The sequence below is a fragment of the Streptomyces coacervatus genome (genome assembly GCF_029223485.1).
Lineage (GTDB): Bacteria > Actinomycetota > Actinomycetes > Streptomycetales > Streptomycetaceae > Streptomyces > Streptomyces coacervatus.
In genome coordinates, this window is record NZ_JARHTP010000030.1 from 57,363 (window position 1) to 79,783 (window position 22,421).

General features: G+C 69.5%; 23 protein-coding genes. 14 read left to right on the forward strand and 9 right to left on the reverse strand.

The genetic code is table 11. The annotated features are described in order from the left end of the window. Positions 1-50 precede the first annotated feature (50 nt). Positions 51-296 carry a DUF397 domain-containing protein gene (locus P2Q00_RS46575; RefSeq protein ID WP_275780955.1) on the reverse strand — a complete coding sequence of 82 codons (246 nt, stop codon included), beginning with the start codon at positions 294-296 and terminating at the stop codon, positions 51-53. Next, positions 293-1,075, reverse strand: coding sequence for a helix-turn-helix domain-containing protein (locus P2Q00_RS46580; protein WP_275780956.1), 783 nt, complete (start codon positions 1,073-1,075; stop codon positions 293-295). The genes P2Q00_RS46575 and P2Q00_RS46580 overlap by 4 nt, the downstream gene beginning before the upstream one ends. A gap of 213 nt (positions 1,076-1,288) precedes the next feature. On the opposite strand from P2Q00_RS46580, the gene P2Q00_RS46585 reads away from it, so the two are divergent. Continuing rightward, positions 1,289-1,732, forward strand: coding sequence for an ATP-binding protein (locus P2Q00_RS46585; RefSeq protein WP_275780957.1), 444 nt, complete (start codon positions 1,289-1,291; stop codon positions 1,730-1,732). On the opposite strand, the gene P2Q00_RS46590 is transcribed toward P2Q00_RS46585, so the two are convergent. From P2Q00_RS46590 to P2Q00_RS46600, 3 genes are all read right to left on the reverse strand, one after another. Further along, positions 1,723-3,918 (reverse strand): caspase, EACC1-associated type, encoded by a 2,196-nt coding sequence (locus P2Q00_RS46590; RefSeq protein ID WP_275780958.1) that lies wholly within the window; start codon positions 3,916-3,918, stop codon positions 1,723-1,725. The two genes, P2Q00_RS46585 and P2Q00_RS46590, sit on opposite strands and share 10 nt — an antisense overlap. Positions 3,919-3,920: 2 nt before the next feature. Beyond that, positions 3,921-4,310: an effector-associated constant component EACC1 gene (locus tag P2Q00_RS46595; RefSeq protein ID WP_275780959.1), complete on the reverse strand. Its 390-nt coding sequence runs from the start codon at positions 4,308-4,310 to the stop codon at positions 3,921-3,923. Positions 4,311-4,453: 143 nt separating this feature from the next. Beyond that, on the reverse strand, positions 4,454-5,368 hold the full coding sequence (locus tag P2Q00_RS46600) for a LysR family transcriptional regulator (RefSeq protein ID WP_275780960.1): 915 nt from the start codon (positions 5,366-5,368) through the stop codon (positions 4,454-4,456). A 193-nt stretch (positions 5,369-5,561) separates the two neighbouring features. On the opposite strand from P2Q00_RS46600, the gene P2Q00_RS46605 reads away from it, so the two are divergent. The 3 genes from P2Q00_RS46605 to P2Q00_RS46615 are packed head-to-tail and all read left to right on the forward strand — an operon-like array spanning position 5,562 to position 6,977. Beyond that, positions 5,562-6,122 carry a DUF6817 domain-containing protein gene (locus P2Q00_RS46605; RefSeq protein WP_425579593.1) on the forward strand — a complete coding sequence of 187 codons (561 nt, stop codon included), beginning with the start codon at positions 5,562-5,564 and terminating at the stop codon, positions 6,120-6,122. A gap of 40 nt (positions 6,123-6,162) precedes the next feature. Beyond that, positions 6,163-6,663 carry a RipA family octameric membrane protein gene (locus P2Q00_RS46610; RefSeq protein WP_275780961.1) on the forward strand — a complete coding sequence of 167 codons (501 nt, stop codon included), beginning with the start codon at positions 6,163-6,165 and terminating at the stop codon, positions 6,661-6,663. Beyond that, entirely contained in the window at positions 6,660-6,977 is a 318-nt protein-coding gene (locus P2Q00_RS46615; protein ID WP_275780962.1) for a DUF7701 domain-containing protein, read from the forward strand. Before P2Q00_RS46610 ends, P2Q00_RS46615 begins: the two co-directional genes overlap by 4 nt. Positions 6,978-7,046: 69 nt before the next feature. On the opposite strand, the gene P2Q00_RS46620 is transcribed toward P2Q00_RS46615, so the two are convergent. Both P2Q00_RS46620 and P2Q00_RS46625 read right to left on the reverse strand, forming a co-directional pair. Further along, on the reverse strand, positions 7,047-7,730 hold the full coding sequence (locus P2Q00_RS46620; protein WP_275780963.1) for a class I SAM-dependent DNA methyltransferase: 684 nt from the start codon (positions 7,728-7,730) through the stop codon (positions 7,047-7,049). A 117-nt stretch (positions 7,731-7,847) separates the two neighbouring features. After that, on the reverse strand, positions 7,848-8,051 hold the full coding sequence (locus tag P2Q00_RS46625; protein WP_003992177.1) for a cold-shock protein: 204 nt from the start codon (positions 8,049-8,051) through the stop codon (positions 7,848-7,850). 308 nt (positions 8,052-8,359) lie between these two features. Here P2Q00_RS46625 and P2Q00_RS46630 point away from each other — a divergent pair, with 308 nt between their 5' ends. Both P2Q00_RS46630 and P2Q00_RS46635 read left to right on the forward strand, forming a co-directional pair. Continuing rightward, positions 8,360-9,208 (forward strand): menaquinone biosynthetic enzyme MqnA/MqnD family protein, encoded by an 849-nt coding sequence (locus P2Q00_RS46630; RefSeq protein WP_275780965.1) that lies wholly within the window; start codon positions 8,360-8,362, stop codon positions 9,206-9,208. Positions 9,209-9,280: 72 nt separating this feature from the next. Next, a complete protein-coding gene (locus P2Q00_RS46635) occupies positions 9,281-11,005 on the forward strand; it encodes a serine/threonine-protein kinase (RefSeq protein ID WP_275780966.1) in 1,725 nt (574 codons plus the stop codon). Positions 11,006-11,029: 24 nt separating this feature from the next. Here P2Q00_RS46635 and P2Q00_RS46640 read toward each other — a convergent pair whose 3' ends face one another. After that, positions 11,030-12,790 carry a sigma-70 family RNA polymerase sigma factor gene (locus P2Q00_RS46640; RefSeq protein ID WP_275780967.1) on the reverse strand — a complete coding sequence of 587 codons (1,761 nt, stop codon included), beginning with the start codon at positions 12,788-12,790 and terminating at the stop codon, positions 11,030-11,032. A 241-nt stretch (positions 12,791-13,031) separates the two neighbouring features. Here P2Q00_RS46640 and P2Q00_RS46645 point away from each other — a divergent pair, with 241 nt between their 5' ends. From P2Q00_RS46645 to P2Q00_RS46660, 4 genes are all read left to right on the forward strand, one after another. Then, complete coding sequence (locus tag P2Q00_RS46645; RefSeq protein WP_275780968.1) at positions 13,032-13,445, forward strand: SsgA family sporulation/cell division regulator; 414 nt, start codon at positions 13,032-13,034, stop codon at positions 13,443-13,445. Positions 13,446-13,883: 438 nt separating this feature from the next. After that, positions 13,884-14,567, forward strand: coding sequence for a prepilin peptidase (locus P2Q00_RS46650; protein WP_425579600.1), 684 nt, complete (start codon positions 13,884-13,886; stop codon positions 14,565-14,567). A gap of 49 nt (positions 14,568-14,616) precedes the next feature. Then, positions 14,617-15,816 (forward strand): cyclic dehypoxanthinyl futalosine synthase, encoded by a 1,200-nt coding sequence (mqnC, locus tag P2Q00_RS46655; protein WP_275780970.1) that lies wholly within the window; start codon positions 14,617-14,619, stop codon positions 15,814-15,816. Positions 15,817-15,839: 23 nt separating this feature from the next. After that, the gene (locus tag P2Q00_RS46660) at positions 15,840-16,286 is read left to right on the forward strand and encodes an imidazolonepropionase-like domain-containing protein (RefSeq protein WP_275780971.1); all 447 of its coding nucleotides are present in this window, start codon (positions 15,840-15,842) and stop codon (positions 16,284-16,286) included. Positions 16,287-16,344: 58 nt separating this feature from the next. Here P2Q00_RS46660 and P2Q00_RS46665 read toward each other — a convergent pair whose 3' ends face one another. Further along, positions 16,345-17,364 (reverse strand): chitinase, encoded by a 1,020-nt coding sequence (locus P2Q00_RS46665; protein ID WP_275780972.1) that lies wholly within the window; start codon positions 17,362-17,364, stop codon positions 16,345-16,347. Positions 17,365-17,763: 399 nt separating this feature from the next. On the opposite strand from P2Q00_RS46665, the gene P2Q00_RS46670 reads away from it, so the two are divergent. The 4 genes from P2Q00_RS46670 to P2Q00_RS46685 are packed head-to-tail and all read left to right on the forward strand — an operon-like array spanning position 17,764 to position 22,375. After that, positions 17,764-18,090 carry a hypothetical protein gene (locus tag P2Q00_RS46670; protein WP_338059420.1) on the forward strand — a complete coding sequence of 109 codons (327 nt, stop codon included), beginning with the start codon at positions 17,764-17,766 and terminating at the stop codon, positions 18,088-18,090. Positions 18,091-18,109: 19 nt separating this feature from the next. Further along, positions 18,110-20,455, forward strand: coding sequence for a bifunctional polysaccharide deacetylase/glycosyltransferase family 2 protein (locus P2Q00_RS46675; protein ID WP_275780974.1), 2,346 nt, complete (start codon positions 18,110-18,112; stop codon positions 20,453-20,455). A 1-nt stretch (position 20,456) separates the two neighbouring features. After that, positions 20,457-21,659, forward strand: a complete 1,203-nt coding sequence (locus P2Q00_RS46680) for an acyltransferase family protein (RefSeq protein WP_425579594.1) — start codon at positions 20,457-20,459, stop codon at positions 21,657-21,659. 23 nt (positions 21,660-21,682) lie between these two features. Further along, positions 21,683-22,375 carry a demethylmenaquinone methyltransferase gene (locus P2Q00_RS46685; protein ID WP_275780976.1) on the forward strand — a complete coding sequence of 231 codons (693 nt, stop codon included), beginning with the start codon at positions 21,683-21,685 and terminating at the stop codon, positions 22,373-22,375. Positions 22,376-22,421 lie beyond the last annotated feature (46 nt).

The following is a 22,421-nucleotide window of genomic DNA, read 5'->3' on the forward strand; positions in this document are numbered from 1 at the left end:
CTTGGGGGAGTCTTGACCGGCGCCCACGTATTCCGCAGGCCACGGCTGGCTCAGTGGGAGGCCGAGGAGTGGAGGAAGGCCGACCAGGTGGTGGGGGAGACGGTGAGGTGGGGGCCGGTGGGGTTCTTGGAGTCGCGGATGTGGATGGTGTGGGGGCAGGCGGCGACCTCCACGCATTGGCCGCCCTCGCCGTCGCTGTGGCTCGACTTCCGCCAGCTGTAGGCGACTTCGAGGCAGTCGCCGCCTTCGCCGTCGCTGTAGCTGGACTTGAACCAGGTGAGCTGTTCGTAGTTCATAGCTCCTCCAGCTTCTTCTCGATCAACTTCCGGGACTCAGAAGGAGAGAGTGCCATCGCCCGCATGATCCCATAGCGGTCGGCGATCTTCCGGACCTCCTCCGGATCGGTGATCAGCCGGGGGTGTCCCTGGGCTTCCGTGTACGCCACCTGTCCGCGCCCCTTGGGCGTCAGCAGGTTGAACGCGCTGCCCAGGTTGGGGTGTTCCTCCACCGCGGTTGGCATCACCTGAATCTCGACGTTCTGCATCTGTCCAACGCGCAGCAGGCGCCGAAGCTGGTCCGCGTGCACGCGCCGCCCCCCGATCGGACGGTCCAGCACGACTTCTTCGATGACGTAGCTCACGATCGGCGCAGGCCGACGCTCGAAGACCTGCTGCCGAGAAAGCCGGTCCGCCACTCGCCTCTCGATCGTCGCCTCGTCGAGGAACGGCCGCCGCTTTGCGAACACGGCCTGTGCATGGTCCTCGGTCTGGAGCAACCCTTGCACCGCGTGGTTGGCGTAGAAGTGCAGCTCGACGGACTCCGCCTCCAGCGCCGCATAACTCCGGTACCACTCCGGATGCCGCGTCCGCGCCTTGCTCATAGCCTTCTCGACATCCGGGATCACCTCCATCAGCAGCCCGCCCGCATCCAGCAGCGGATCCGCCTTCTCCAGGAACTCCGGCCGGGGAACCCGCACGCCCCGCTCCATCGCCGAGATCTGGTCAGGGCCGTACCCGACCATCTGCCCGAACTCCTTCTGCGTCAGCCCCTTCCGCTCGCGCAGCAGCCTGAGCATCTTGCCCAGGGCGCTGAAGAGTTCCGTCGTCCCGTCGGCCTCCGCGGGCGTCTCCGGCCTCTGCTCCCGTACATCCGTCACGTACGCCACCGCCCTCACACCGTTGTGGTCACGGCCGACCGCCCGACTCCCCACCCCTCGAAGCCGTACTGCTACGCAGAGTCGTGCTGTCGCCCCTGGTCAGCGTAAAGACAACCCACCACGCTCAGTCACGTGAACGCCGAAATCTCCACCCCCACAAAAGCACCCACCGCCGAACTGACCCAGCGCCTCAGCGCAACGCCCCGCGGCGCCCGCCTGGCCCGCCACCTCACCGCAACCCAACTCAGCACCTGGGGCTACCCGCACCACACCGACGTGAACGACACCGCCCAACACCTCGTAGCCGAACTCGCCGCCAACGCCGTCACCCACGGCCGCGTACCCGGACGCGACTTCGAGCTCCGCCTGCTGCTCCTCCCGGAGGACACTCTCCGTATCGAGGTCAGTGACCCGCGCGCAGACCGCCGACTACGCTTCGCCAACGACCCGGACGGCGAGGGTGGCAGAGGGCTACTGCTCGTGACGCTTCTCGCCCGCACCTGGGGTGTCTCGGACCGCACCGTGGGCAAGACGGTCTGGGCCGAACTCTCCCTCGGTCATGGGGATCACGAGTAACGGGCGACGTCCCACACCCGTACCGTGCCCTTCTTGTCGGCCGCGGCGAGAGCCTGACCGTCCTCGCTGAACGCGACGCTAGCCAGGGCGTCGGCTCCGCCGGGCAGGCTGGCCGTGACCTTTCGGGTGGCCGTGTCCCACAGCTGCACGGTCGAGTTGGAGCTAAGGGCGTTCGCCGCGAGGATGTTCCCCTTCGGGGCGAACCTGATCGGACTTCCGGCGCCGCCGAGGGACTTGGCGGACTTGTCCGTGCCGATGTCCCACAGCTGTAGGCCCGTACTGTCCGTGAAGGCGAAGAGCTTGCTGTCGGGGCTGAACGCGCCGCCGCTGCCGTTGAGGGTGGTGATCACCTTGCCGGTGGCCGTGTTCCACAGCCGGAGCGGCGCGTCGTCGCCGCCGTCCCACGTGGCGATCGCCTTGCCGTCGGGGCTCGCGGTCATGTAGTAGACGTAGGCTTCCTTGTCCTCGCCGATGGTCCTGATGGTCTTCCCTGTGGTCACGTTCCACAGCCGTACCGTGTCGTCGGTGCTCGCGGTGATCAGGGTCCCGTCGGGTGTGAAGGCCATGGCCTCGATCCCGTCGGTGTGGCCGTTGAGGGTGGCCCGGAGCTTGCCGGTCGCGACGTCCCATACGCGTACCGGCACGCTGTGCGGCTGTTGGGTCACCACCATGCTTGCCGTGGCGATTGTCCTGCTGTCGGGGCTGAACGCCGTGCTGACGTCGACTTCGCTGCCGAGGCCGATGGTCTTGCCCGTGGCGATGTTCCGCAGCCGGACCTTGAGTTGGTCGGTCTGGGTGGCGAGAGTCTTCCCGTCAGGGCTGAACTCGCCGAGTATCTGGTGGGTGAGGACGGTGGCGGGCTGCGTCATGCCTCCCTGCCACAGCCGTACGGTCTTGCCGTCACCCGTGGCGAGAGTCTTGCCGTCGGGGCTGAACTCGACCTGCGTACCGGCCCCGTCGAGGGTCTTGCCGGGCACGGGACGACTTCCTTCGGCCACCGCGCTGGAGCCGTGCGAAGAGGAGCCGTCGCCCTTTCCGGAGTCGATGAGAATCACCGTGACCACGGTGGCCAACGCCACCACCAGGGCGGTGACAGCCGGGGCGACGATCCCGGTACGGCGGCTACGGGGGACGCGGGGTGCACTCGTGGGCGCCGGTTCGGGCGGAGGCTCGGACGGCCGTTCAGGTACTGGCACCGGTGGCTGCTCCACCGCGACCGCGACCGCCACCGCCGGTTCGGGCCCGGCGGTCAGCGACCGAAGCGCTTCGGCCGCCCCCGCCGACACCGACTTGCTGTCGTCGTCGGCGAGTCCGCCCAGCTCCTCCAGCACAGCCGCCCGCACCCGTTCGTTGCCGATGCGGTGCAGCCGCGCGAGCCCTTCGATCCCGCCGAGCCGGTCACCGGCCAGCGGGCTGTCGACGGCGTTGCGCAGGTAGCCGGGGAGGGTCCAGTTGATGTTGCCGGCGATGACCGTACGGCCCTCGACGTCGGCCTGCTTCTTCGGCCGCTGCTGAGGCATCTCGGCCACGACCCGGTCGTACACATAGCTGTAGAGCTCGTCGAGGGTGATGTCCCCGTCGCCGTCGAGGTCCGCGCCGCCGTCGCGCAGGCCTTCGACCAGGTAGCGGGTGAACACCGACTGGGCCGCGTGCCCCTGCGCCCGGTCGCCCTCGAAGGAGTACTGCGTCGCGTCCGATGCCGTCAGCACCGTACGGCCGCGGCCCCCGAAGCGCTCCAGGGTCTGTACCGAGGTGTCTCCCTTGGTGGGCCGGCGCCCGAACGCCCCGCTGTAGCAGCAGTCGAGGATCAGCACCTTCTGCCGGGAGCGGCAGCTCTCCATCGCCTGGCTGATCTGTTCGTCGGACAGCGCGCTGAACAGCAGGCCGTCGGGCCGGGAGTTGGCCATCGCCAGATACAGCCGGCCCTCCTCGTCCTTGAGGCCGTGGCCCGTGAAGTAGAGGAGGGTGAGATCGTCGCCGCGGCGGCCCCGGTAGAAGTCGCCGATGGCCTCGCCGACGACGTGGTGCGGCTGGTTGAGGAGGGTGGTCACTTCGAAACCGGCGATGTCGGGGTCCCGCAGCACCGCGGCGAGCGCCTCCGCGTCGTGGGCGGGAGACGTCAGCTGCCGCAGGCCGGGGTCCTGGTACTCGTAGGTGGCGATGAGCAGCGCGAAGCGGCGTCCCATGGTCAGCCGCCCGAGTGCTTGCGGATCAACGCCTCGATCAGGGCCTGGCGTTCGGCGTCGGTCGCCCGCTCCAGCTCGATCGAGTCGTCGCCGATGGTCACCTTCACCCGGTGCTGTGCCGTGCTCCTGGCCAGGTAGTCGCGCACGGTGTCGATGAGCGCGGTGAACACGCCGCCGGAGGCGCTGAGCGCCACGACGATCGCGCCCACGGTGACCGCGTCGGTGCCCTTCGCGCCGGGCGGCGGCGGGGCCCCGGCCTCGAAACGCACCGACTCGACGTCCAGAGCGGCGACTTCGGCCCGCAACCGCCGGACCACCCGCTCGCCCGCCTCCGGATCGAGCTCCGGGTCGGGCGTCACGACCAGAGCCACATTCACCGAACCGTCGGCCATGTCTCCCCCCGATGGAGATTCGTCCCCAAACCTGTGGAGCACAGTGTGGCGCCGATCGACCACGGACGGTGGTGGATTACGCGGACCGGATCCCGAAGAGTGAGGAACGCGTCCCGAAGAGTGAGCACCTGGATCCCGAAGAGTTACGGCCGTGCACATGAGCTCCCCGCCGCCCGCCCCCGCCCCTCCGCCACCGTGTCCGCGAACGCCCGCGCCGCCGGACTGAGCGCATCCCACCGCCGTACGGCCCACCCCACCCGCAGCCCCCGCAACGCAGGCACCGGAATCAGCCGCAACGCCCCCTCGCCCGGAACCGCCAGCCCCGACAGTGCGGGCACGACCGCCCGCCCCACCCCCAACTCGGCGAGCAGCAGGGCCGTGTCCCAGTCGGCGATGCTGGTGTCGCCGCCCAGTCGCACCCCCAACTCCTCGCAGGCGGCGTCGAGTTGAAGGGCGGAGGCGGAGTTGGGCGGCAGCCGGATCACCCGCAGGCCTTCCAGCTCCCCGGCCGCCAGTGACTCCCGCCCCGCCAGCGGATCGTCCTCCCGCACCGCCAGCACCCACGGCAGCTCCGCCACCGCCCGCTGCTCGATGCCCCGCGCGGGCGGGCCGAGCGTGATCCATGCCAGGTCCAGCGTGCCGTCGGTCAGCGCCTCAAAGCTGCCGCGGCCCGAACTCACCGTGCGGAACTCCAGGTTGACCTTGGGGTGGCGGCGCCGGAACTCCACCACCGCGTCCGACATGAAGTGCCGTACCGTCGTCGCCCCGGTCGCCACCCGCACGTACCCGCTCTCGCCGTCCACCAGGTCGCGGAGTTGTCGCAGGGCCAGGTCGAGTCCCGAGAGCCCCTCGGTCGCCGCCGCCTCCAGCACGCGCCCCGCCGCCGTCGCCGCGACCCCCCGCGCCTGCCGCTCCAGCAGTGCGACTCCGGTCTCCCGCTCCAGCCGCTTGACGTGCTGACTCACCGCCGACTGGGTACAGCCCAGCTCCCGGGCCACCGCACTGAGGCTCCCGGCCCGGCACACCGCCACGAACACCCGCAGGTCATCCAGCGTCATAACATCCAAGGTAATCCTTGGAGTTGGCGATAAATACCAAGGATTGACTGCGCCCGCATCCCCGTACGACGATCTCCCACAGGGCAGCCCAGGCGGCAACCCGCTCCACACCCTCCAGCCGATGTCCGGACCAGGCGGGGGAGTCGGAGCGGGTGCCGACCACTCGGGACCCGTCGCCGAAGGGAGCCGGGCAGTGCAGATCACGTCCATCGTTCGAGCCGAGGCACTCCTACGACGGCTCGGCGCCGATACCGCCCCGCACCCCGGCGGCCTGCTCCTCGCCCACCTCGACCGGGTCCGCACCCGCCTCGCCCTCTGGCGCGCCCGCCCCGCCCTGCAACTCGCAGGCCTGTGCCACGCCGCCTACGGCACCGACGGCTTCCCCGCCGCCCTGCTCCCGCTCGACCGACGTGCCGAACTGGCCACGGCGATCGGCCCGGACGCCGAGGCGATCGTGTACTTCTACGGGAGCTGCGACCGCAAGGCCACCTACCCCTGTCTCGCGGGCCCCGGCTCCGCCGCGGTCTTCTCCTTCCGCGACCGCTTCACCGGCCGGACCTACGTCCCCGACCTCTGCCTCCGCCAGGACTTCGCCGAACTGACCGCGGCCAACGAACTCGACCTCGCCCGCCGGGACCGCGCCTTCCGCGACCGCTGGGCCCCGGACCTCCTCGCCCTGTTCACCCGCCTCCGCCCCCTCCTGAGCGCCCCGGCCTGGCAGGACTGCCTCGCGGTGCTGGGGCCCCGGCCCTGAGGTTGGTTACAGGCAACTCAGGCCAGGGCATGAGGAGTTGGTGACATCCGAACCGGCTGCCCCCGACGGGGATCCCGCCTCCACGGAAGCGCCCGCGCCCTCACCCGAACTGCTCGACCTCTACAAGATGGCCGTCGAGATGGCGGACCGGGTCTCCGCCCGGCGCGGCGCCGCGAACGCCTTCTTCCTCTCGGTTCAGACGGCTCTCCTCGGCGCGACGGGCATCACCGTCACGGACAACCAGAACGTGCCGTGGTGGGCAGCGCTCGTACTGGGGCTCGCCGGAATCTCCATCTCCCTGGTCTGGTGGCTCCAGTTACGCAGTTACCGCGTACTCAGCACCGCGAAATTCGACATCATCAATGCCGTCGAACCGCGACTGCCGCTCCAGGTCTTCAGCGCGGAGTGGAAGATCCTGACAAGGAACTCCGGCGGACCGTGGTGGACCAAATACACGGAGTTGGGGGCCACTGAGCGCAAAGTCCCCTGGGTATTTGCCGCATTGCACGCAGGTCTGGTCATCGGCATACTCTGCACGTGAGTTATCTGCGCGCGGACGCCGGTCTGATCCGCGAACTTCTGCCGCCGGAGGCCCGGCCGCCGTCGGACGCCGACGACCTCTTCCTTCTCTACGCCGTCCTCATGCGGGCCAAGGGCGAACAGGTCACCGCGGCCGATGTCCACGACGCCTGGGCCGCCTGGACCCAGACCCGGAATCCGGACCACGCCGCCCTGATCCCCTTCGACGAGCTCTCCCCGGCCACCCAACGCGAGGACGAGCCCTACGTACAGGCCATTCACGCCGCGGCCCGGGCCCGAACGAAAGAAACGAAAGAAACGAAAGACAGGCCGTAGAACCGCGCTTTCCCAGGTGGCGTGGAAATCACCTATGGCTTGAAGTTCTTCCCGTATGTCTCCTATCTCCTATCTCCTGTCTCCGGGAAATCCGGCCGCCGGCTGGGCGCGCGGTCTGCGCGCGATCAGACAGGCCTGCGGGACCGGCTCCGCGAGTGCTTCGTCCGCCTCGCGCACGGTCCGGGAGACGAGTGCGAATCCTGCCGCCGTGAGCAGGTCCGCCATGTGCTCCGGGCGGCGTCGCTGGAAGTCCAGCGAGACCGGGCGGCCCCACGGGTTGTCGTACCGGCGTGGCGCATCCCCGGCCTGGAAGGCGAGCAGGAGGTGGCCGCCCGGGGCCAGGACGCGGTGGAACTCGGCGAAGAGGGCCGGGAGCCGGTCCGCCGGGGTGTGGATGGAGGAGTACCAGGAGACGGCCCCCGCGAGCGTGCCGTCGGGGATGTCCAGATCCAGCATGGAGCCCTGCTCGAAGCGCAGGCCGGGGTTCTCCCGGCGGGCGATGGCGAGCATCCCCTCCGACAGGTCGAGCCCGAAGACCGACAGGCCGAGCGAGGCGAGGAGCGCGGTGGTCCGCCCCGGGCCGCACCCGAGGTCGGCCACCGGCCCGGCATCGCCCACCAGCTCGGCGTAGGCCGCCAGCAGGGCCCGCTCCAGCGGCATGCGGGCGAGGTTCTCGCGGAACTGGTCGGCGTAGTCGTCGGCCACGGCGTCGTAGAAGGCACGGGTGGCGGTGAGGAAGTCGGTGTCGGTCATGCCGGGGGACGCTACCGACAGGCACTGACAAAGGCAGGAGCCCCGCTGCCTTGCGGCGCGGGGCTCCTTGGGTACTGCTCTCAGTTCCGGATCAAAGCACCAGGCTCCGAGACCGAATCAGACGGGGGTGACGTTCTCCGCCTGCGGGCCCTTCGGGCCCTGGGTCACGTCGAAGGAGACCTGCTGGTTCTCCTCCAGCGAGCGGAAGCCGCTCGCGTTGATGGCGGAGTAGTGGACGAAGACGTCCGGGCCGCCACCTTCCTGGGCGATGAAGCCAAAGCCCTTTTCGGCGTTGAACCACTTCACGGTTCCGGTAGCCATAAGCCCTCCTTGGGCCCAAAGGGTTGCCCTGCTCCAGAACCTGCAAGTGTGAAAACAGTGCTGCACAACTGCATACGTCTGAAAACGACGAGAGCCCGCGGTTACATGCTCCGCAGGCTCTGTACTGCAAGGGAAACCAAACTGCAACTTGCGGCGAGCCTAGCACGCAGGCAGCCGAAAGCAATAGAGGGCAAGATCACGTCACCCGGATGTTTGAAGATCGCCCGGATGGGGTTGACGGGGCGCCGGAGACGGCAACACAGCACCCTGAAGGCTGCACCGTACCTCATGGGGTCTAGCCTCGCGATGTGGACAATTCTCGCACCCGGCCGCGCGTCGGCCACATCCAGTTCCTGAACTGCCTGCCCCTGTACTGGGGGCTTGCGAGGACCGGCACGCTCCTCGACTTCGAGCTGACGAAGGACACCCCGGAGAAGCTCAGCGAGCAGCTGGTGCAGGGAGACCTCGACATCGGGCCCATCACCCTCGTCGAGTTCCTCAGGAACGCGGACGACCTGGTCGCCTTCCCGGACATCGCCGTCGGCTGCGACGGCCCGGTGATGTCCTGCGTGATCGTCTCGCAGGTCCCGCTGGACGAGCTGGACGGCGCCCGGGTCGCGCTCGGCTCGACCTCGCGCACCTCGGTCCGGCTGGCCCAGCTGCTGCTGGCCGACCGCTACGGTGTCCGGCCCGACTACTACACGTGCCCGCCCGACCTCGCTCTGATGATGCAGGAGGCGGAGGCGGCCGTACTCATCGGAGACGCGGCCCTGCGGGCCAATCTGCACGACGGGCCGCGCCTCGGCCTGGAGGTCCACGACCTGGGCTCGCTCTGGAAGGAGTGGACCGGCCTGCCGTTCGTCTTCGCCGTCTGGGCCGCCCGCCGCGACTACCTCGACCGCGAACCGGAGATCACCCGCAAGGTCCACGAGGCCTTCCTCGCCTCCCGCAACCTCTCCCTGGAGGAGGTCGGCAAGGTCGCCGAGCAGGCGGCCCGCTGGGAGGAGTTCGACGAGCGGGTCCTGGAGCAGTACTTCACGACGCTGGACTTCCGCTTCGGCGGGCCGCAGCTGGCCGCGGTCGCCGAGTTCGCACGGCGGGTCGGGCCGACGACCGGCTTCCCGGCGGACGTCAAGGTGGATCTGCTGCACCCGTAGCCATCTCGGCAGGGGAACGGCGCACTACCCTTTTCTCGTCGTTACGGGGGACACGGGGGAGGGGTGGACGCCATGCAGCCGCTGGGAACCGACGAGCCCACCGTCATGGGGCCCTACCGGCTGCTCGGCCGGCTCGGCTCCGGCGGTATGGGCCGCGTCTACCTGGGCCGCAGCGCCGGGGGCCGCACGGTCGCCGTCAAGATCGTGCACCCGCACTTCGCGCTCGACGAGGAGTTCCGCGCCCGCTTCCGCCGCGAGGTGGACGCCGCGCGGCGGGTGGGCGGCGCCTGGACGGCACCCGTCCTCGACGCGGACCCCGAGGCCGGCGTGCCATGGGTCGCGACGGCGTATGCGGCGGGGCCGTCACTGGCGGCGGCCGTCGCGGACGGCGGACCGCTGCCGGCTCATTCGGTACGGGCGCTGGGCGCGGGACTGGCGGAAGCGCTGGCGGCGGTGCACGAACTGGGTCTGGTGCACCGGGACGTCAAGCCGTCCAATGTCCTGCTCACGCTGGACGGACCGCTGCTGATCGACTTCGGGATCGCGCGAGCCACGGACGGTACGGCGTCCTTGACGTCGACGGGGGTGTCGATCGGGTCGCCCGGCTACATGTCCCCCGAGCAGATCCTCGGGAAGGGGGCCACGGGCGCGGCCGATGTCTTCTCGCTGGGGGCGGTGCTGGCATACGCGGCGACCGGGGAGCCGCCGTTCCCCGGGGACTCGTCCGCGGCTCTGCTCTACCGGGTCGTCCATGAGGAGCCCGAACTCGGTTCGCTGGGCGGCGAGTTGCGGGATGTGGTGGAGGCGTGCCTGGCCAAGGAGCCGGAGCAGCGGCCGACGCCCGGAGAGCTGGCACGGCGGCTGGCCCCCGAGGGGGCGGCGCGGATGGTGGCGGGCGGGTGGCTGCCGGGGGCGCTGGTGGAGCAGGTGAGCCGAAGCGCCGTACAGCTGCTGAATCTTGAGGCGGGGGACGTCGGGGAGGCGGCATCGGGGCCGGTGGGGTTCAGCAGTCCGTCGGTCGGGGACGCGGTGACGGCCGGCGGGGAAGGGGCCGGGCAGCCGACGGTGGGGGAGTTCGGGCCGGCGCCGGTGATGCCGGTGGCTGCGCCCGTCTCCGTGCCCGAGCCGCGGGACGCGCCGCCCGTCGAGCAGCGGCCCGGCAGGGTGGCGGTGTCCGTGGCGGCGACGTCCGCCCCGGGGGACGGCGGGCGGGGGCGGCGACTGAGCTGCACGGTGGTGCTGGCGGTCGCGGGGGCGTTGGCCGCGGTGACGGTCGGGTCGGTGTTCCTGTTCGACCTGCTGCCGGGTAACGGGGACGACAACGCCTCGGGGAGCAGCGGCCGGGGGGCGTACTCACCTGCGCCGAGTTCGGTTTCGACAGCTTCTTCCAGTGCTTCGAGTACGACGCCGGGTGAGACGGCCAGCGAGGTCCCCGGCCCGGCGGGCGCCGTCCCGGCCTCGTACATCGGCACATGGGAGGGCCAGGCGACCGCCCTCGGCGGAACACTGCCGGACGGCACCTTCCGGCTGACCGTGCATCGGGCGCGCGTGGGCGAGGAGTTGGGCCGACTCCGCCAGACCGACCAGATCGGCGGCGTCTGCATCGACGTACTGACCCTGAAGAAGGTGACGAAGAACGAGCTCGTCACGGAGTCGGCGGGCGCCAAGTCCAACACCGCGCAGTGCGACCCGACCGCGCACACGGTGCGGTTGTCCCGGGTGGGGGACGACCTGAAGTACGTGTCGGAGAGCGAGGCGGAGGGGAATCCCACGGCTCGCATGTCGAAGGTGAAGTGACGGCAGGTACGTCGTCTACGTCGTCTACGACGACTCCGAGTTCGGCGTCGGGGCACTCACCGAGTGGCCGCAGCCGCCACCGGGGTCTTCAACAGGGCCGGGGGCCGCGGGAGTCGGGGTCTCGGTCTCGGGAGCGTGCTCGGAGGGAGCCGACGGAGTCTCGGGGGAGTCGTCGGTGGGGGGTGTCGGGGCCTCCGGGGATTCCGGGTACTCCTTGGAGGGGGGCTCCGGGGATTCGGGGGATTCCTTGGTGGGAGGCGCGGGGTCCTCGGGCGTCTTCTTGGTGGGAGGTGCCGGGTCCTCGGGCGTCTCCTTGGTGGGAGGCGCCGGAGTTTCCGGGGATTGCTTGGTCGGAGGTGCCGGGTCCTCGGGCGTCTCCTTGGTCGGAGGCTCCGGGGTCTTCGGGGGCTGCTCGGTGGGCGAGGACGGGTCGTCCGGGTCCTTGTCCGACCCGCCCTTCTTCGGGGGAGCCGGATCCGTTCCCTTCGGTGCGGGCTCGGCCGGCGGTGGGGTGTCGTCCGTCTTGCCCCCGGCCGTGTCCCCGCCGCCCGGAGTCGGCTTGGGCTCGTCGGTGTCACCGGGCTGTGCGGCTGTTCCGGTGCCGTCGGTGCGGGACGAGGGCTTGGCCGTCCCGCCGGACGTGGCCGTGTCGTCCGTGCGGACCCGCTCGCTGCGCTGAGCGCCGGTGCCCCGGCCGGACGTACCGTCCTTCTCCGGTTCCGCGTCCCGCGCGCCCGTCGACGGCGGCCCCACCGGTGTTCCGGCCACCGGCACCTGAGCCGCGGGCGCGTCGGCCACGGGTGCCCGCTGCGCCGGAACCCCACCGGACTCGGCCGGGCCGAGCACGAGGAGAAGCGCGGCGGCACCCGCGACGACCGCCCCGGCAGCCACCCCCACCTGCGTCTTCGAACCGCCGGCCGCCGCCTTGCGCACCCCGTGCAGCAGCCCGACGCCGTGCCCGCCGGCCGCGGTCGCCGCACCGGCCGACCCGGCGGTGAAGGCGAGCAGGAACTTGCCCGCACCGCCCACCGCGAACACCACAAGCGCCGGCCCGACGAGCGCGGGCAACCGGTCGTTGGCGCTCATCAGGGCGGCAAGCCGCGCCCGGCAGTCGTCGCACGCGTCCACATGCCCGAGCAGCCGCTCGGACTGCTTCGCGGTTGCGGCGCCGCGCACATACGCGGGCATCCGAGCCCAGTGCACCTGGCACGCGGGGTCGTCAGGGGCTCCGCTCTGGGTGCGCAGGAACGCCTGCCGCATACCCTCCCGGGCACGGTGCAACAGCACAGCCGTGGCACCCTCCTTGGTGCCGAGCTGCGGCCCGATCGCGGCCAGCGGCTGCCCCTCCGCCTCGGCCAGCCACAGCGCCTTCACCCACCGCTCGGGCAACTGCCCCAGCACCCGCACCACCAGGTCGACGGAGGACACCTGCTCGGCCGGGTCGCCCCCGTGCCCGTTCCGCTGTTCCACCACCTCGACCCGCTCCTCGCCCTGCGGATCCCGCGGCGTCTCGCGCACGGCACTCCCGGCGGCGATCGCGAGATGCCGCACCGTCGTCATCAGATACGCCGGCACGTTGTCGATCTCGTGCCCCTCGGCCAGCCGCCGCCACACCCGGAAGTGCGCCTCCGCGACGAGGTCCTCGGCGGTCCAGGCATTCCGGGTGAGCGAGCGCGCGTACGCGACCAGACGCGGCTGCTGCTCCTCGTAGATCCGGGCGTACGCGGCCGTGGCGGCGTGGGAGGCGGAGGCCGGTGCGGACACTGCAGTGAAACCGTCGGACATGGCGGAACGCTCCAGTTGCCTACTGACTGAGGGCGGGGAAGGGTTTGTCAGCCTAGATGGCAAAACTTTCAATGAAAGTTGCGCCAGAGGGCCAATGTGACGCACGTCACCGAAATTGCCTGCCGATAAGGCGTAATGCACACCCCCTCAACTTGCTCCAAGAGATGCACAGGCCCAACCGGCCGCCGCAGAAACCGACATGCCTCACCATGTGCCATATTTCCGAAAAGAGACCCCCACCATGTACATATCCCTGGAGCAGCCCACCGGCGCCCACCTGCTCACCCCCGACGGCGACGAACTGGCGGTGCCTGTCACCCTCCGCTACAAGTCCGACGACCCCCTGGCCGTCCACTTCGTCTTCCCGGCCTGGATCTCGCTCGACGAGGAGGAGGTGACCTGGACCTTCGCGCGCAGCCTGCTGGAGGAGGGCCTGGGCAGCCGCGCGGGCCTCGGCACGGTACGGCTCTGCCCGGACGGCCCGTCCCACACCGTCGTGGAACTCCATGCCCCGCAGGGCATCGCAGCGGTCCGCTTCGACACGACCGCCCTCCACCGCTTCCTGCTCCGCTCCTACACGGTCACCGAGCCGGGCGGCGAGCCCCTGGAACCGGCCCTCGACCAGGGACTCGCCTCGCTGTTCGGCGGTGTGTGACGCTGGGGCCCGAACCGAACAAGGGGGAGCAAGTGCGGCGCAGGTTCATACCGCTGGTTCAGGACCGGCCATCCGCGAGTGAAGCGCGGCCTGCAGCAACCTCGCCCTCCGCCGAGACCCCGGCACCTCGCACTCCGCCCCAACTCTCAGACGTACAGAAGACTTTCATCACGGCAGGCGGAAAGGCCGGATCGTACGAGTTTCCAGCGATTTCCGAATTTCAACGGGGCACCTTGGGGGTCTCAGCGCAGCTCAACGAAATGGCCCTCAGCCGTGGTCGCAAGAACGTGGCCGTATCAGTGACCACCAGGACCAGTGGCTCCTGGGGACTCTCCGTGGGATGGACCAAGACCATCGACCCCAAGAGTTCGGAGTGAGTCCGGGGTGAGTACCGGGTTGCTGATCGCCGTCGCCGCGCTCTGGGGCGCGGCAGCGGGGATGTTGCTGCCGAGGGCCGCCTATCGGTTCTCCGTGCCGGCCGAGGAGGCGTGGCGGGAGTTGTGCCCCGGCGGGCATCCGATCGGGGGCTGGATCGGGTGGGCCCGGTGCGGTGAGTGCTCCGACGTACGAAAGCAGGCGTACGGCCCCGGCGTCGCCGCCCTCTCCCTCGCCACCGCCCTCGTCTGTGCCGGCCTCGCCGCCGCCACCGGGACCCGCCCCGAGCTCGGTGTCTGGCTGCTGCTCGGGCCCGTCGGGGTGCTGCTGGCGGTCGTCGACCTGCGGGTGAAGCGGTTGCCCGACGTCCTGACGCTGCCGCTCGCGGGCGTCACCCTCGTGCTGCTCGGCGTGGCGGCGCTGCTGCCCGAGCACGCCGGTGACTGGACGACGGCGCTGTACGGCGCCCTCGCGCTCGGCGCCTTCTTCTTCGTGCTGTTCCTCGTCAACCCGGGCGGCATGGGCTTCGGGGACGTCAAACTGGCGCTGGGCCTGGGCGCCGCCCTGGGGTGGTACGGCTGGCCGACGGTGATGCTCGGCACCCTCGCCGCGTTCCTGCTCGGGGCGTTGTACGGCGGCGCGCTCGTCGTCGTACGGCGGGCCGGGCGCAAGACGACCATCGCGTTCGGGCCGTTCCTGATCGGCGGGGCGTTCCTCGGGCTGCTGATCGGGGCGTACGCGGCCTGACGTAGGCTGGTCAGGTCTGTCCACAACCCTTGACGAAAGGGACGCCCCGGTGACCGAGAAGGCCGACCTTCAGTCCGTCCTCGACCGTGCCGCGGCCGGTGGTCGGATCACCCCCGAAGAGGCACTCGACCTCTACCGCGACGCCCCGCTGCATGCGCTGGGCGCCGCCGCCGACGCCGTACGCCGCCGTAGGTACGCCGGCACCGAGCACATCGCGACGTACATCATCGAGCGCAACATCAACTACACGAACGTGTGTGTCACGGCGTGCAAGTTCTGCGCCTTCTACGCCGCCCCCAAGGACACGGCGAAGGGCTGGACGCGGGATCTGGACGACATCCTGCGGCGCTGCGCGGAGACCGTCGAACTCGGCGGCACCCAGATCATGTTCCAGGGCGGACACCACCCGGACTACGGCGTCGAGTACTACGAGAAGCACTTCGCCGCCATCAAGGAGGAGTTCCCGCAGCTCGTCATCCACAGCCTGGGGGCGAGCGAGGTCGAGCACATGGCCCGGATCTCCAAGGTGAGCGTGGAGGAGGCCATCTCCCGTATCCACGCCGCCGGCCTCGACTCCTTCGCGGGCGCGGGCGCGGAACTGCTGCCCGAGCGGCCCCGCAAGGCCATCGCGCCCCTCAAGGAGAGCGGCGAGCGCTGGCTGGAGATCATGGAGGCGGCGCACGGGCTGGGTGTCGAGTCCACCTCCACCATGCTCATGGGCACCGGCGAGACCAACGCCGAGCGCATCGAGCACCTCCGGATGATCCGTGACGTACAGGACCGGACGGGCGGCTTCCGCGCCTTCATCCCGTACACCTACCAGCCCGAGAACAACCACCTGAAGGGCCGCACCCAGGCCACGCTCTTCGAGTACCTGCGGATGATCGCCATCGCGCGGCTGTTCATGGACAACATCCAGCACATCCAGGGCTCTTGGCTGACCACCGGCAAGGAGGTCGGGCAGCTGTCCCTGCACTACGGCGCCGACGACCTCGGCTCGATCATGCTGGAGGAGAACGTCGTCTCCTCGGCCGGCGCCAAGCACCGCTCCAACCGGCTCGAAATCATCGACCTCATCAGGAAGGCCGGGCGCGTTCCCGCCCAGCGGACCACGACCTACGAGCACATCGTCGTCCACGACGACCCGGCCAACGACCCCGTCGACGAGCGGGTGATGTCCCACATCTCGTCCACGGCGATCGCGGGCGGCACGGCGCATCCCGAGCTGAAGCTGCTCTCCACCAACTGACGCATCTGTCAACTGGCGTAACTGTGCTGACGATTCACGCGGCGGACGAGGTCCGGTACGGCTGGGACTCCGAGCCCGTCAAGGACGGCGCCGTGGCGGTCGAGGGGAACCGGATCGCCGCGGTGGGAACGCTGGCGGAGGTCCGGGAGCGGTTCCCGGACGCCCGGGTGCGGCGCTGGCCCGGGGTGCTCGGTCCCGGGCGCATCCATGAAGGCCCGCTTCCGGACGCCCCGTCCCCACGCGAACGCATCCACGCCGTACTGAAGTCGGGTGCGGTGGCCATCCTGGAGCAGTACGTCGACACACCGGAACTCCGCGCGGCGGCCCACCGGAACGACGTGATGGTCCTCCCGGTTGTCCAACCGGCGGTGCTCAGCGAGACGACCCGCGCCGACCTGGCCGTATTCGACGAGACCGGCGCATGTATCGCCACGGTGTGTGCCGGGCGCCTCGTACACCGGCGCCGGTAGAGGTCTTTAGGGGCGCGGGGAACTGCGCGACCAGCCCCCACCCACCCGCACCCAACACTCAACCTGCAAACGCCACCCCGAACGCCCCCGAACTCTGCTTCACCCCACTGCAGTTGGTCGCAGCGTCGTCATTCCCCGAACTCCCGGCCGAACACTGCCGATCCCGGAACGTCGACCACATCGACACCCAAGCGATCCCCTTCTCAAGGGAAAACTCCCGCACCTGCGCCGCGTCGGACAGCGTGAACGTCTCGTTGTCGATGTCGTTCACGCCGATCATCGAGGTGAGCGCCATGCCCTGCCAGGCGCCCGCGTCGGACAGGCCGAACACCTTCTTCAGCTGGGTGTGGGCGGCCTTGGCCGAGGTGAGGGCGTAGTCGCCCATGTCGCCCGTGTACGACTCGCCGTAATTCATGGTCATGAGGTTGACCGTGGAGACCTGGACGTCGTACTTGTTCGCGGATTCGAGCAGCGCCAGGCTGTCGGAGTCCAGGCCGGACGGCATGACCGGGAGGGTGAAGGAGACCTCCAGATCGCTGCGCTCCTTCTGCAGCAGGGCTATCGCCTCCGAGCGCAGGGCGACCGAGTCGGAGTCGGTCAGTTCGTCGCCCTCGATGTCGAAGTCGGCCTGCGTGGAATCGGCCGCGTCCAGTGCCTTGGCATAGGCGGCGGCCAGCTTGGAGGCGCTGGCGCAGGTGGACGCCAACTCCTTGCCGGAGGCCCCGCCGAAGGAGACGCGGACGGTGGCGCCGTCCTCCTTGAGCTGCGAAATCCGGGACTTCACCGTCGAGTTGGCCAGGGCGTACTCGTCGTTCCACTTCGGTGTGCAGTCGCTGCCGTCGGAGATCACGAAGGCCAGGTTGTACGTCGAGGGGGAGCCGCTGGAGTCGCTGTCGGAGGCCTCCGTGGCGCTCACGTACGGGGCGTACGACGTGGAGGAAGCACTGCTTGAAGCACTGCTGCTCTGCTCAGGCTCCGGGGCCGCGTCCGACGTGCTGCCGGAGCCCGCCGAACAGCCCGCCGTGGCCAGGGCAAACAGGAAAGTGAACCCGGCCAGCGGCTTCCGGAAACTCGGCATTCGTATGTACCCGCTCTCGTGTAAGTTTCGTGATTTCTGTCTCAGGCGTGAAACAAAGTCTCATTCGAAAGGGAAACGTCTCACACGGAGCCCGTGTTCATGAAGACGGCTGATACACAGGAAATACACGGGACGGATCGTATGAATCGGTCTTTCCGGACCGATTAAATGGGGCATTCGATGCGTTCCCCCTAATCGTGAGCTGCGCAGGAATTCATGGGATTCCACAGGTAAGAGACAGGTTAAGGCGTTTCTCATATGCGCCTCACAAGAAGACTGGCCCGGGTCACATAAAGGCTGCCTAATGTCTGGGGAATGCATTCCGAGCCTGCCATCGAAAACCGAGCGACCTCACGTGGTCGCCGCCGCAAACGCGGCAACGGGTCCGTCGAGGGGCCCGTGTTCGTTGACAACTCCGGGCGCCGTTCCAAGCTGCTGCGCCGGATCGGTCTCCTCGCCGGCGTCCTGTGTCTCGGGTACGCCGTCGTCCTGGGCCTGGCCTTCATGGGCATCGGCACCGCGACCCCGTCCTCGCTGCTGCCCTTCGCGGGCGGCGGCCCGGCCGGCGCCCGCAACTCCGGCCCCGGCGGCGCCGTGCCGCAGGGCGGCACCGGCACCCCGCCCGTGAAGCCCAGCGGCACCCCGCCCACGGGCACCTCCACCGGCGAGCCGCCGAGCTCCGCCCCGTCCGTGTCCGCCTCCGCGTCGGCCACCGCGGCCGACTGACCGGAACGCAGCCAGACTTATGACGACAACCACCTCCCGCGGCCGCCGCCGCGCACCCACCCGTATGCAGCGGGCGGCGGGCAAGGCCGCGGCGCTGCAGAAGCCGCGAGTCATCCTCGCCCTGCTGTTCCTGCTCGGGCTCACCAGCGTGATGCTGCTCGACGGTTATCTGCGCGCCGAGGTCGGCGGCGACCAGCGCGTACGCACCGGGGCCAGCTCCAGCAAGGTACCCGACAAGATCCTCGACGGCGGGCCGATCCTCAGCTTCCGGGGCGGCCGGGCCACGACGGTCTCGGTGCCGAACAAGACCATCGCCCTCACCTTCGACGACGGCCCGAACCCCACCTACACGCCCGCGGTCCTCAAGATCCTCCAGGAGAACGACGTCCCGGCCACGTTCTTCCTGGTCGGCTCGATGATCTCGCGCTACCCGGGCATCGTGAAGGACATGGTCGAGCAGGGCAACGAGGTGGGCATCCACACCTTCACCCACGTCGACCTCTCCTACCAGAGCGACGCCCGCGTCAACCGTGAGATGCAGCAGACCCAGCTCGCGCTCGCGGGCGCGGCCGGCATCACGACCACGCTGTTCCGGGCGCCGTACTCCTCGGAGACGGACGCCATCGACAACTACAGCTGGCCCGTCTACAAGAAGCTCGGCCAGGACGGCTACACCAGCGTCTTCGTCGACACCGACAGCGACGACTGGAAGAAGCCGGGCGTCTCGAAGATCGTCAACTGGGCCACGCCCAAGGGGACTTCGGGTGCGTCGGTCCTCATGCACGACGCGGGCGGCGACCGTGAGCAGACGGTCAAGGCTCTGCCCACCTACATCAAGAAGATGAAGGCGAAGGGCTACACCTTCACCACCATCAGCGGCGTCATCGAGAAGCAGAACGCAAGCAACCGGCAGTCGGCGGGTCAGCAGACCGGCGCGCCTGCGGGCAGCGGGCAGACGGGCGCCCCCGCGGGGACCGGTGCCGCGGGTGCCACGGGAGAGCAGCCCGCCGTCGATTCCAACGGGCAGGCCGCGCAGGGCGGTTCGGGTTCCGCCCGGCTCCAGGCCGCACACCGCACGGCCACCGGCGCGATCCTCTACGAGGGCAAGGCGCTCATCGTGGCCGTGGCCGTCGCCGAGTACGCGCTGCCGGTGCTCTCGGTCGGGCTGATGGTCGTGGGCGTGGCCGTCATGGGCCGCTTCGGGATGATGGTGATCCTCGCCCGCCGGCACTACAGACAGCGCAACAAACGCCGGTTCAGCTGGGGAGCGCCGGTCACCCGGCCGGTGAGCGTGATCGTCCCGGCGTACAACGAGAAGGAGTGCATCGCCAACACGCTCGAGTCGCTGGCACAGTCCACCCATCCGATCGAGGTCATCGTGGTCGACGACGGCTCGACGGACGGCACGTCCGAGATCGCGCGTGAGGCGGCCCGCTCCCTGGGCATGACGAACGTCCGGGTCATCCGCCAGGAGAACGCCGGTAAGCCCGCCGCCCTCAACAACGGTGTGCGCAGCGCCAGTTACGACATCGTCGTGATGATGGACGGCGACACCGTCTTCGAGGCGGACACCGTACGAGAGCTGGTGCAGCCCTTCGCGGACCCCGAGGTCGGCGCGGTCGCCGGCAACGCCAAGGTCGGCAACCGCAACACGGTCATCGGCGCCTGGCAGCACATCGAGTACGTGATGGGCTTCAACCTCGACCGCCGCATGTACGACCTGCTGCGCTGCATGCCCACCATCCCGGGCGCGATCGGCGCATTCCGCCGCGAGGCGGTGCTGCAGGTCGGCGGGATGAGCGAGGACACCCTCGCCGAGGACACCGACATCACCATCGCCATGCACCGCGAGGGCTGGCGGGTCGTCTACCAGGAGCACGCCAGGGCCTGGACGGAGGCGCCGGGTTCGCTCAAGCAGCTGTGGTCGCAGCGCTACCGCTGGTCTTACGGCACCATGCAGGCGCTGTGGAAGCACCGCAAGTCCCTCACGGACAAGGGACCTTCGGGCCGCTTCGGCCGGGTGGGCATGCCCCTGGTCGTCATCTTCCAGATCATCACGCCGGTCTTCGCCCCGCTCATCGACGTGTTCACCGTCTACTCGATGATCTTCGTCGACTTCACGGCGGCGCTGCTCGCGTGGCTCGCGGTGCTCGGGGTCCAACTCCTGTGCGCGGCGTACGCGTTCCGCCTGGACCGCGAGAAGTACCGGTACCTGCTGATGATGCCGCTGCAGCAACTGGCCTACCGCCAGATGATGTACCTGGTCCTCATCCACTCCTGCATCACGGCCCTCACGGGCGGCCGCCTGCGCTGGCAGAAGCTGAAGCGGACCGGCGAGGTCGGGACTCCGGCGGGGGTGAGCTGAGATGGGTTCACACCGAAGGGGGGCGCCTCTTCCCGCCGTAGACCCCGCTGTCCCCGCTGTCCCGGCTGTGGGCAGTCGTTCCGCAGGGCGGAACGGGTGGGCACAGCCCCCAGCGCCGGGCACGGCTGAAACCGGCGGTACGGAAGCCGACCCCTCGCCCCCGCCCAAGCCCCCCGCAAGGGACCGCTACTTCGACACCCTCCGTGCCGTAGCGCTCATAAGGGTCGTCACCTACCACACCTTCGGCTGGGCCTGGGCAGGCATGGTCTTCCCCTCCATGGGGATCATGTTCGCCCTGGCCGGCACCCTGATGGCGAAGTCGCTGGAGCGCCCGGCGCTCAAGGTGATCAAGAGCCGTATGCGCCGGCTGCTGCCCCCGTTCTGGTTCTGGGGCTTGTTCGTGGTCCTCGCGATGCTGATCCACGGCTGGATGCCGGGCTGGCAGATCGTCTACTGGGTCGTGCCGCTCGGCGACCCGCCGGGCAATGCGTGGGGCATGCAGGCCTGGGAGATCCTCTGGTATCTGCGGACGTACCTCTGGTTCGTGCTCCTCTCACCGCTCCTGCTGAGGGTCTTCCGCCTGGCCCCTGTGGCGGTCCTGTTCCTCTCCCTCGCCCCGATCCTGGTCCTGCACTTCCTCTGGGAGCCCCCGGACAACCGCTTCGGCAGCGCCCTGACCGACCTCGCGACGTTCCTCTTCTGCTGGATCCTCGGCTTTGCGCACCGCGACGGCGTCCTGCAGCGGATGAAGCCGGCCCTGGTCGTGGTGCTCTCCGTCGGCGCGGTCGTCTACGGCGGCTGGTACGCCTTCACACACCAGCAGGAGACGGGCTCGTACGACCTCGACGACATCCCGCTCGCCCAGGCCTTCTGGTCGGCCGGTTACGTCATGCTGCTGATGTGGGCGAAGGCCTGCTTCCGCATCGACTTCGCCTGGCTGACCCGCTTCCGGCGCACCGACCGGATCGTCACGATCTTCAACGCCCGCGCCGTGACGCTCTATCTCTGGCACGAGATCGCGCTGGTCCTGGCCGTCCCGCTGATCGACCAGTTCTGGAACGTGCCCGCGTTCGAGAAGTGGCTGCCGCTGGAGAGCCAGTGGTTCATGTTCGGCATCGGCTGGATCCTGATCGCCGTGTTCATCGTGCTGTGCGGTTGGGTGGAGGACGTGGCCGCGAAGAAGAAGCCCAGACTCGTTCCGTGAGGGCGGGCTGCAACAATGGCGAGGTGACCCGCGCTTCCCTGAACAAGCAGCCGCACGAAGTCGCCTCGATGTTCGACGACGTGGCGGAACGGTACGACCTGACGAACGACGTGCTGTCGCTCGGCCAGGACCGGGTGTGGCGCAAGGAGGTGGCCCGGGCGGTCGACGCCCGGCCCGCGCAGAAGATCCTGGACCTGGCCGCCGGCACGGCGACGTCCTCGCTGCCCTTCGCCCGCACGGGCGCGTATGTCGTCCCCTGCGACTTCTCCCTCGGCATGCTCCAGGTCGGCAAGAAGAAGCACCCCTGGCTGCCGCTGACGGCGGGCGACGCGACGAGGCTGCCGTTCAAGGACGACACCTTCGACGCCGTCACGATCTCCTTCGGGCTGCGCAATGTGCAGGACTTCGACGCCGGCCTGCGTGAGATGTACCGGGTGACCAAGCCCGGCGGCCGGGTCGTGATCTGCGAGTTCTCGCACCCGACCTGGGCGCCTTTCCGCACCGTCTACACCGAGTACCTGATGCGCGCCCTGCCGCCGGTCGCCCGCGCGGTCTCCTCGAACCCCGACGCCTACGTCTACCTCGCCGAGTCCATCCGTGCCTGGCCCGACCAGCCCGCGCTGGCCGAGCACCTGCAGAAGGCCGGCTGGTCGAAGGTGGCATGGCGCAACCTCACGGGCGGGGTCGTGGCCCTGCACCGTGGGTTCAAGAGCTGACGCTCAGCGGCTCACATTCAAGGGCTGATGCTCAAGAGCCGACGCT

Bases quoted from the DNA above. Each gene is read 5' to 3' on its own strand.
- P2Q00_RS46620 (WP_275780963.1), bottom strand. From the start codon at position 7,730: ATGACCGACACCGACTTCCTCACCGCCACCCGTGCCTTCTACGACGCC.
- P2Q00_RS46625 (WP_003992177.1), bottom strand. From the start codon at position 8,051: ATGGCTACCGGAACCGTGAAGTGGTTCAACGCCGAAAAGGGCTTTGGC.
- P2Q00_RS46650 (WP_425579600.1), top strand. From the start codon at position 13,884: ATGTTGCTGCCGAGGGCCGCCTATCGGTTCTCCGTGCCGGCCGAGGAG.
- P2Q00_RS46640 (WP_275780967.1), bottom strand. From the start codon at position 12,790: ATGTCCGACGGTTTCACTGCAGTGTCCGCACCGGCCTCCGCCTCCCAC.
- P2Q00_RS46675 (WP_275780974.1), top strand. From the start codon at position 18,110: ATGACGACAACCACCTCCCGCGGCCGCCGCCGCGCACCCACCCGTATG.
- P2Q00_RS46680 (WP_425579594.1), top strand. From the start codon at position 20,457: ATGGGTTCACACCGAAGGGGGGCGCCTCTTCCCGCCGTAGACCCCGCT.
- P2Q00_RS46590 (WP_275780958.1), bottom strand. From the start codon at position 3,918: ATGGGACGCCGCTTCGCGCTGCTCATCGCCACCTACGAGTACCAGGAC.
- P2Q00_RS46645 (WP_275780968.1), top strand. From the start codon at position 13,032: ATGTACATATCCCTGGAGCAGCCCACCGGCGCCCACCTGCTCACCCCC.
- P2Q00_RS46595 (WP_275780959.1), bottom strand. From the start codon at position 4,310: ATGGCCGACGGTTCGGTGAATGTGGCTCTGGTCGTGACGCCCGACCCG.
- P2Q00_RS46635 (WP_275780966.1), top strand. From the start codon at position 9,281: ATGCAGCCGCTGGGAACCGACGAGCCCACCGTCATGGGGCCCTACCGG.
- P2Q00_RS46665 (WP_275780972.1), bottom strand. From the start codon at position 17,364: ATGCCGAGTTTCCGGAAGCCGCTGGCCGGGTTCACTTTCCTGTTTGCC.
- P2Q00_RS46575 (WP_275780955.1), bottom strand. From the start codon at position 296: ATGAACTACGAACAGCTCACCTGGTTCAAGTCCAGCTACAGCGACGGC.
- P2Q00_RS46600 (WP_275780960.1), bottom strand. From the start codon at position 5,368: ATGACGCTGGATGACCTGCGGGTGTTCGTGGCGGTGTGCCGGGCCGGG.
- P2Q00_RS46580 (WP_275780956.1), bottom strand. From the start codon at position 1,075: ATGCTCAGGCTGCTGCGCGAGCGGAAGGGGCTGACGCAGAAGGAGTTC.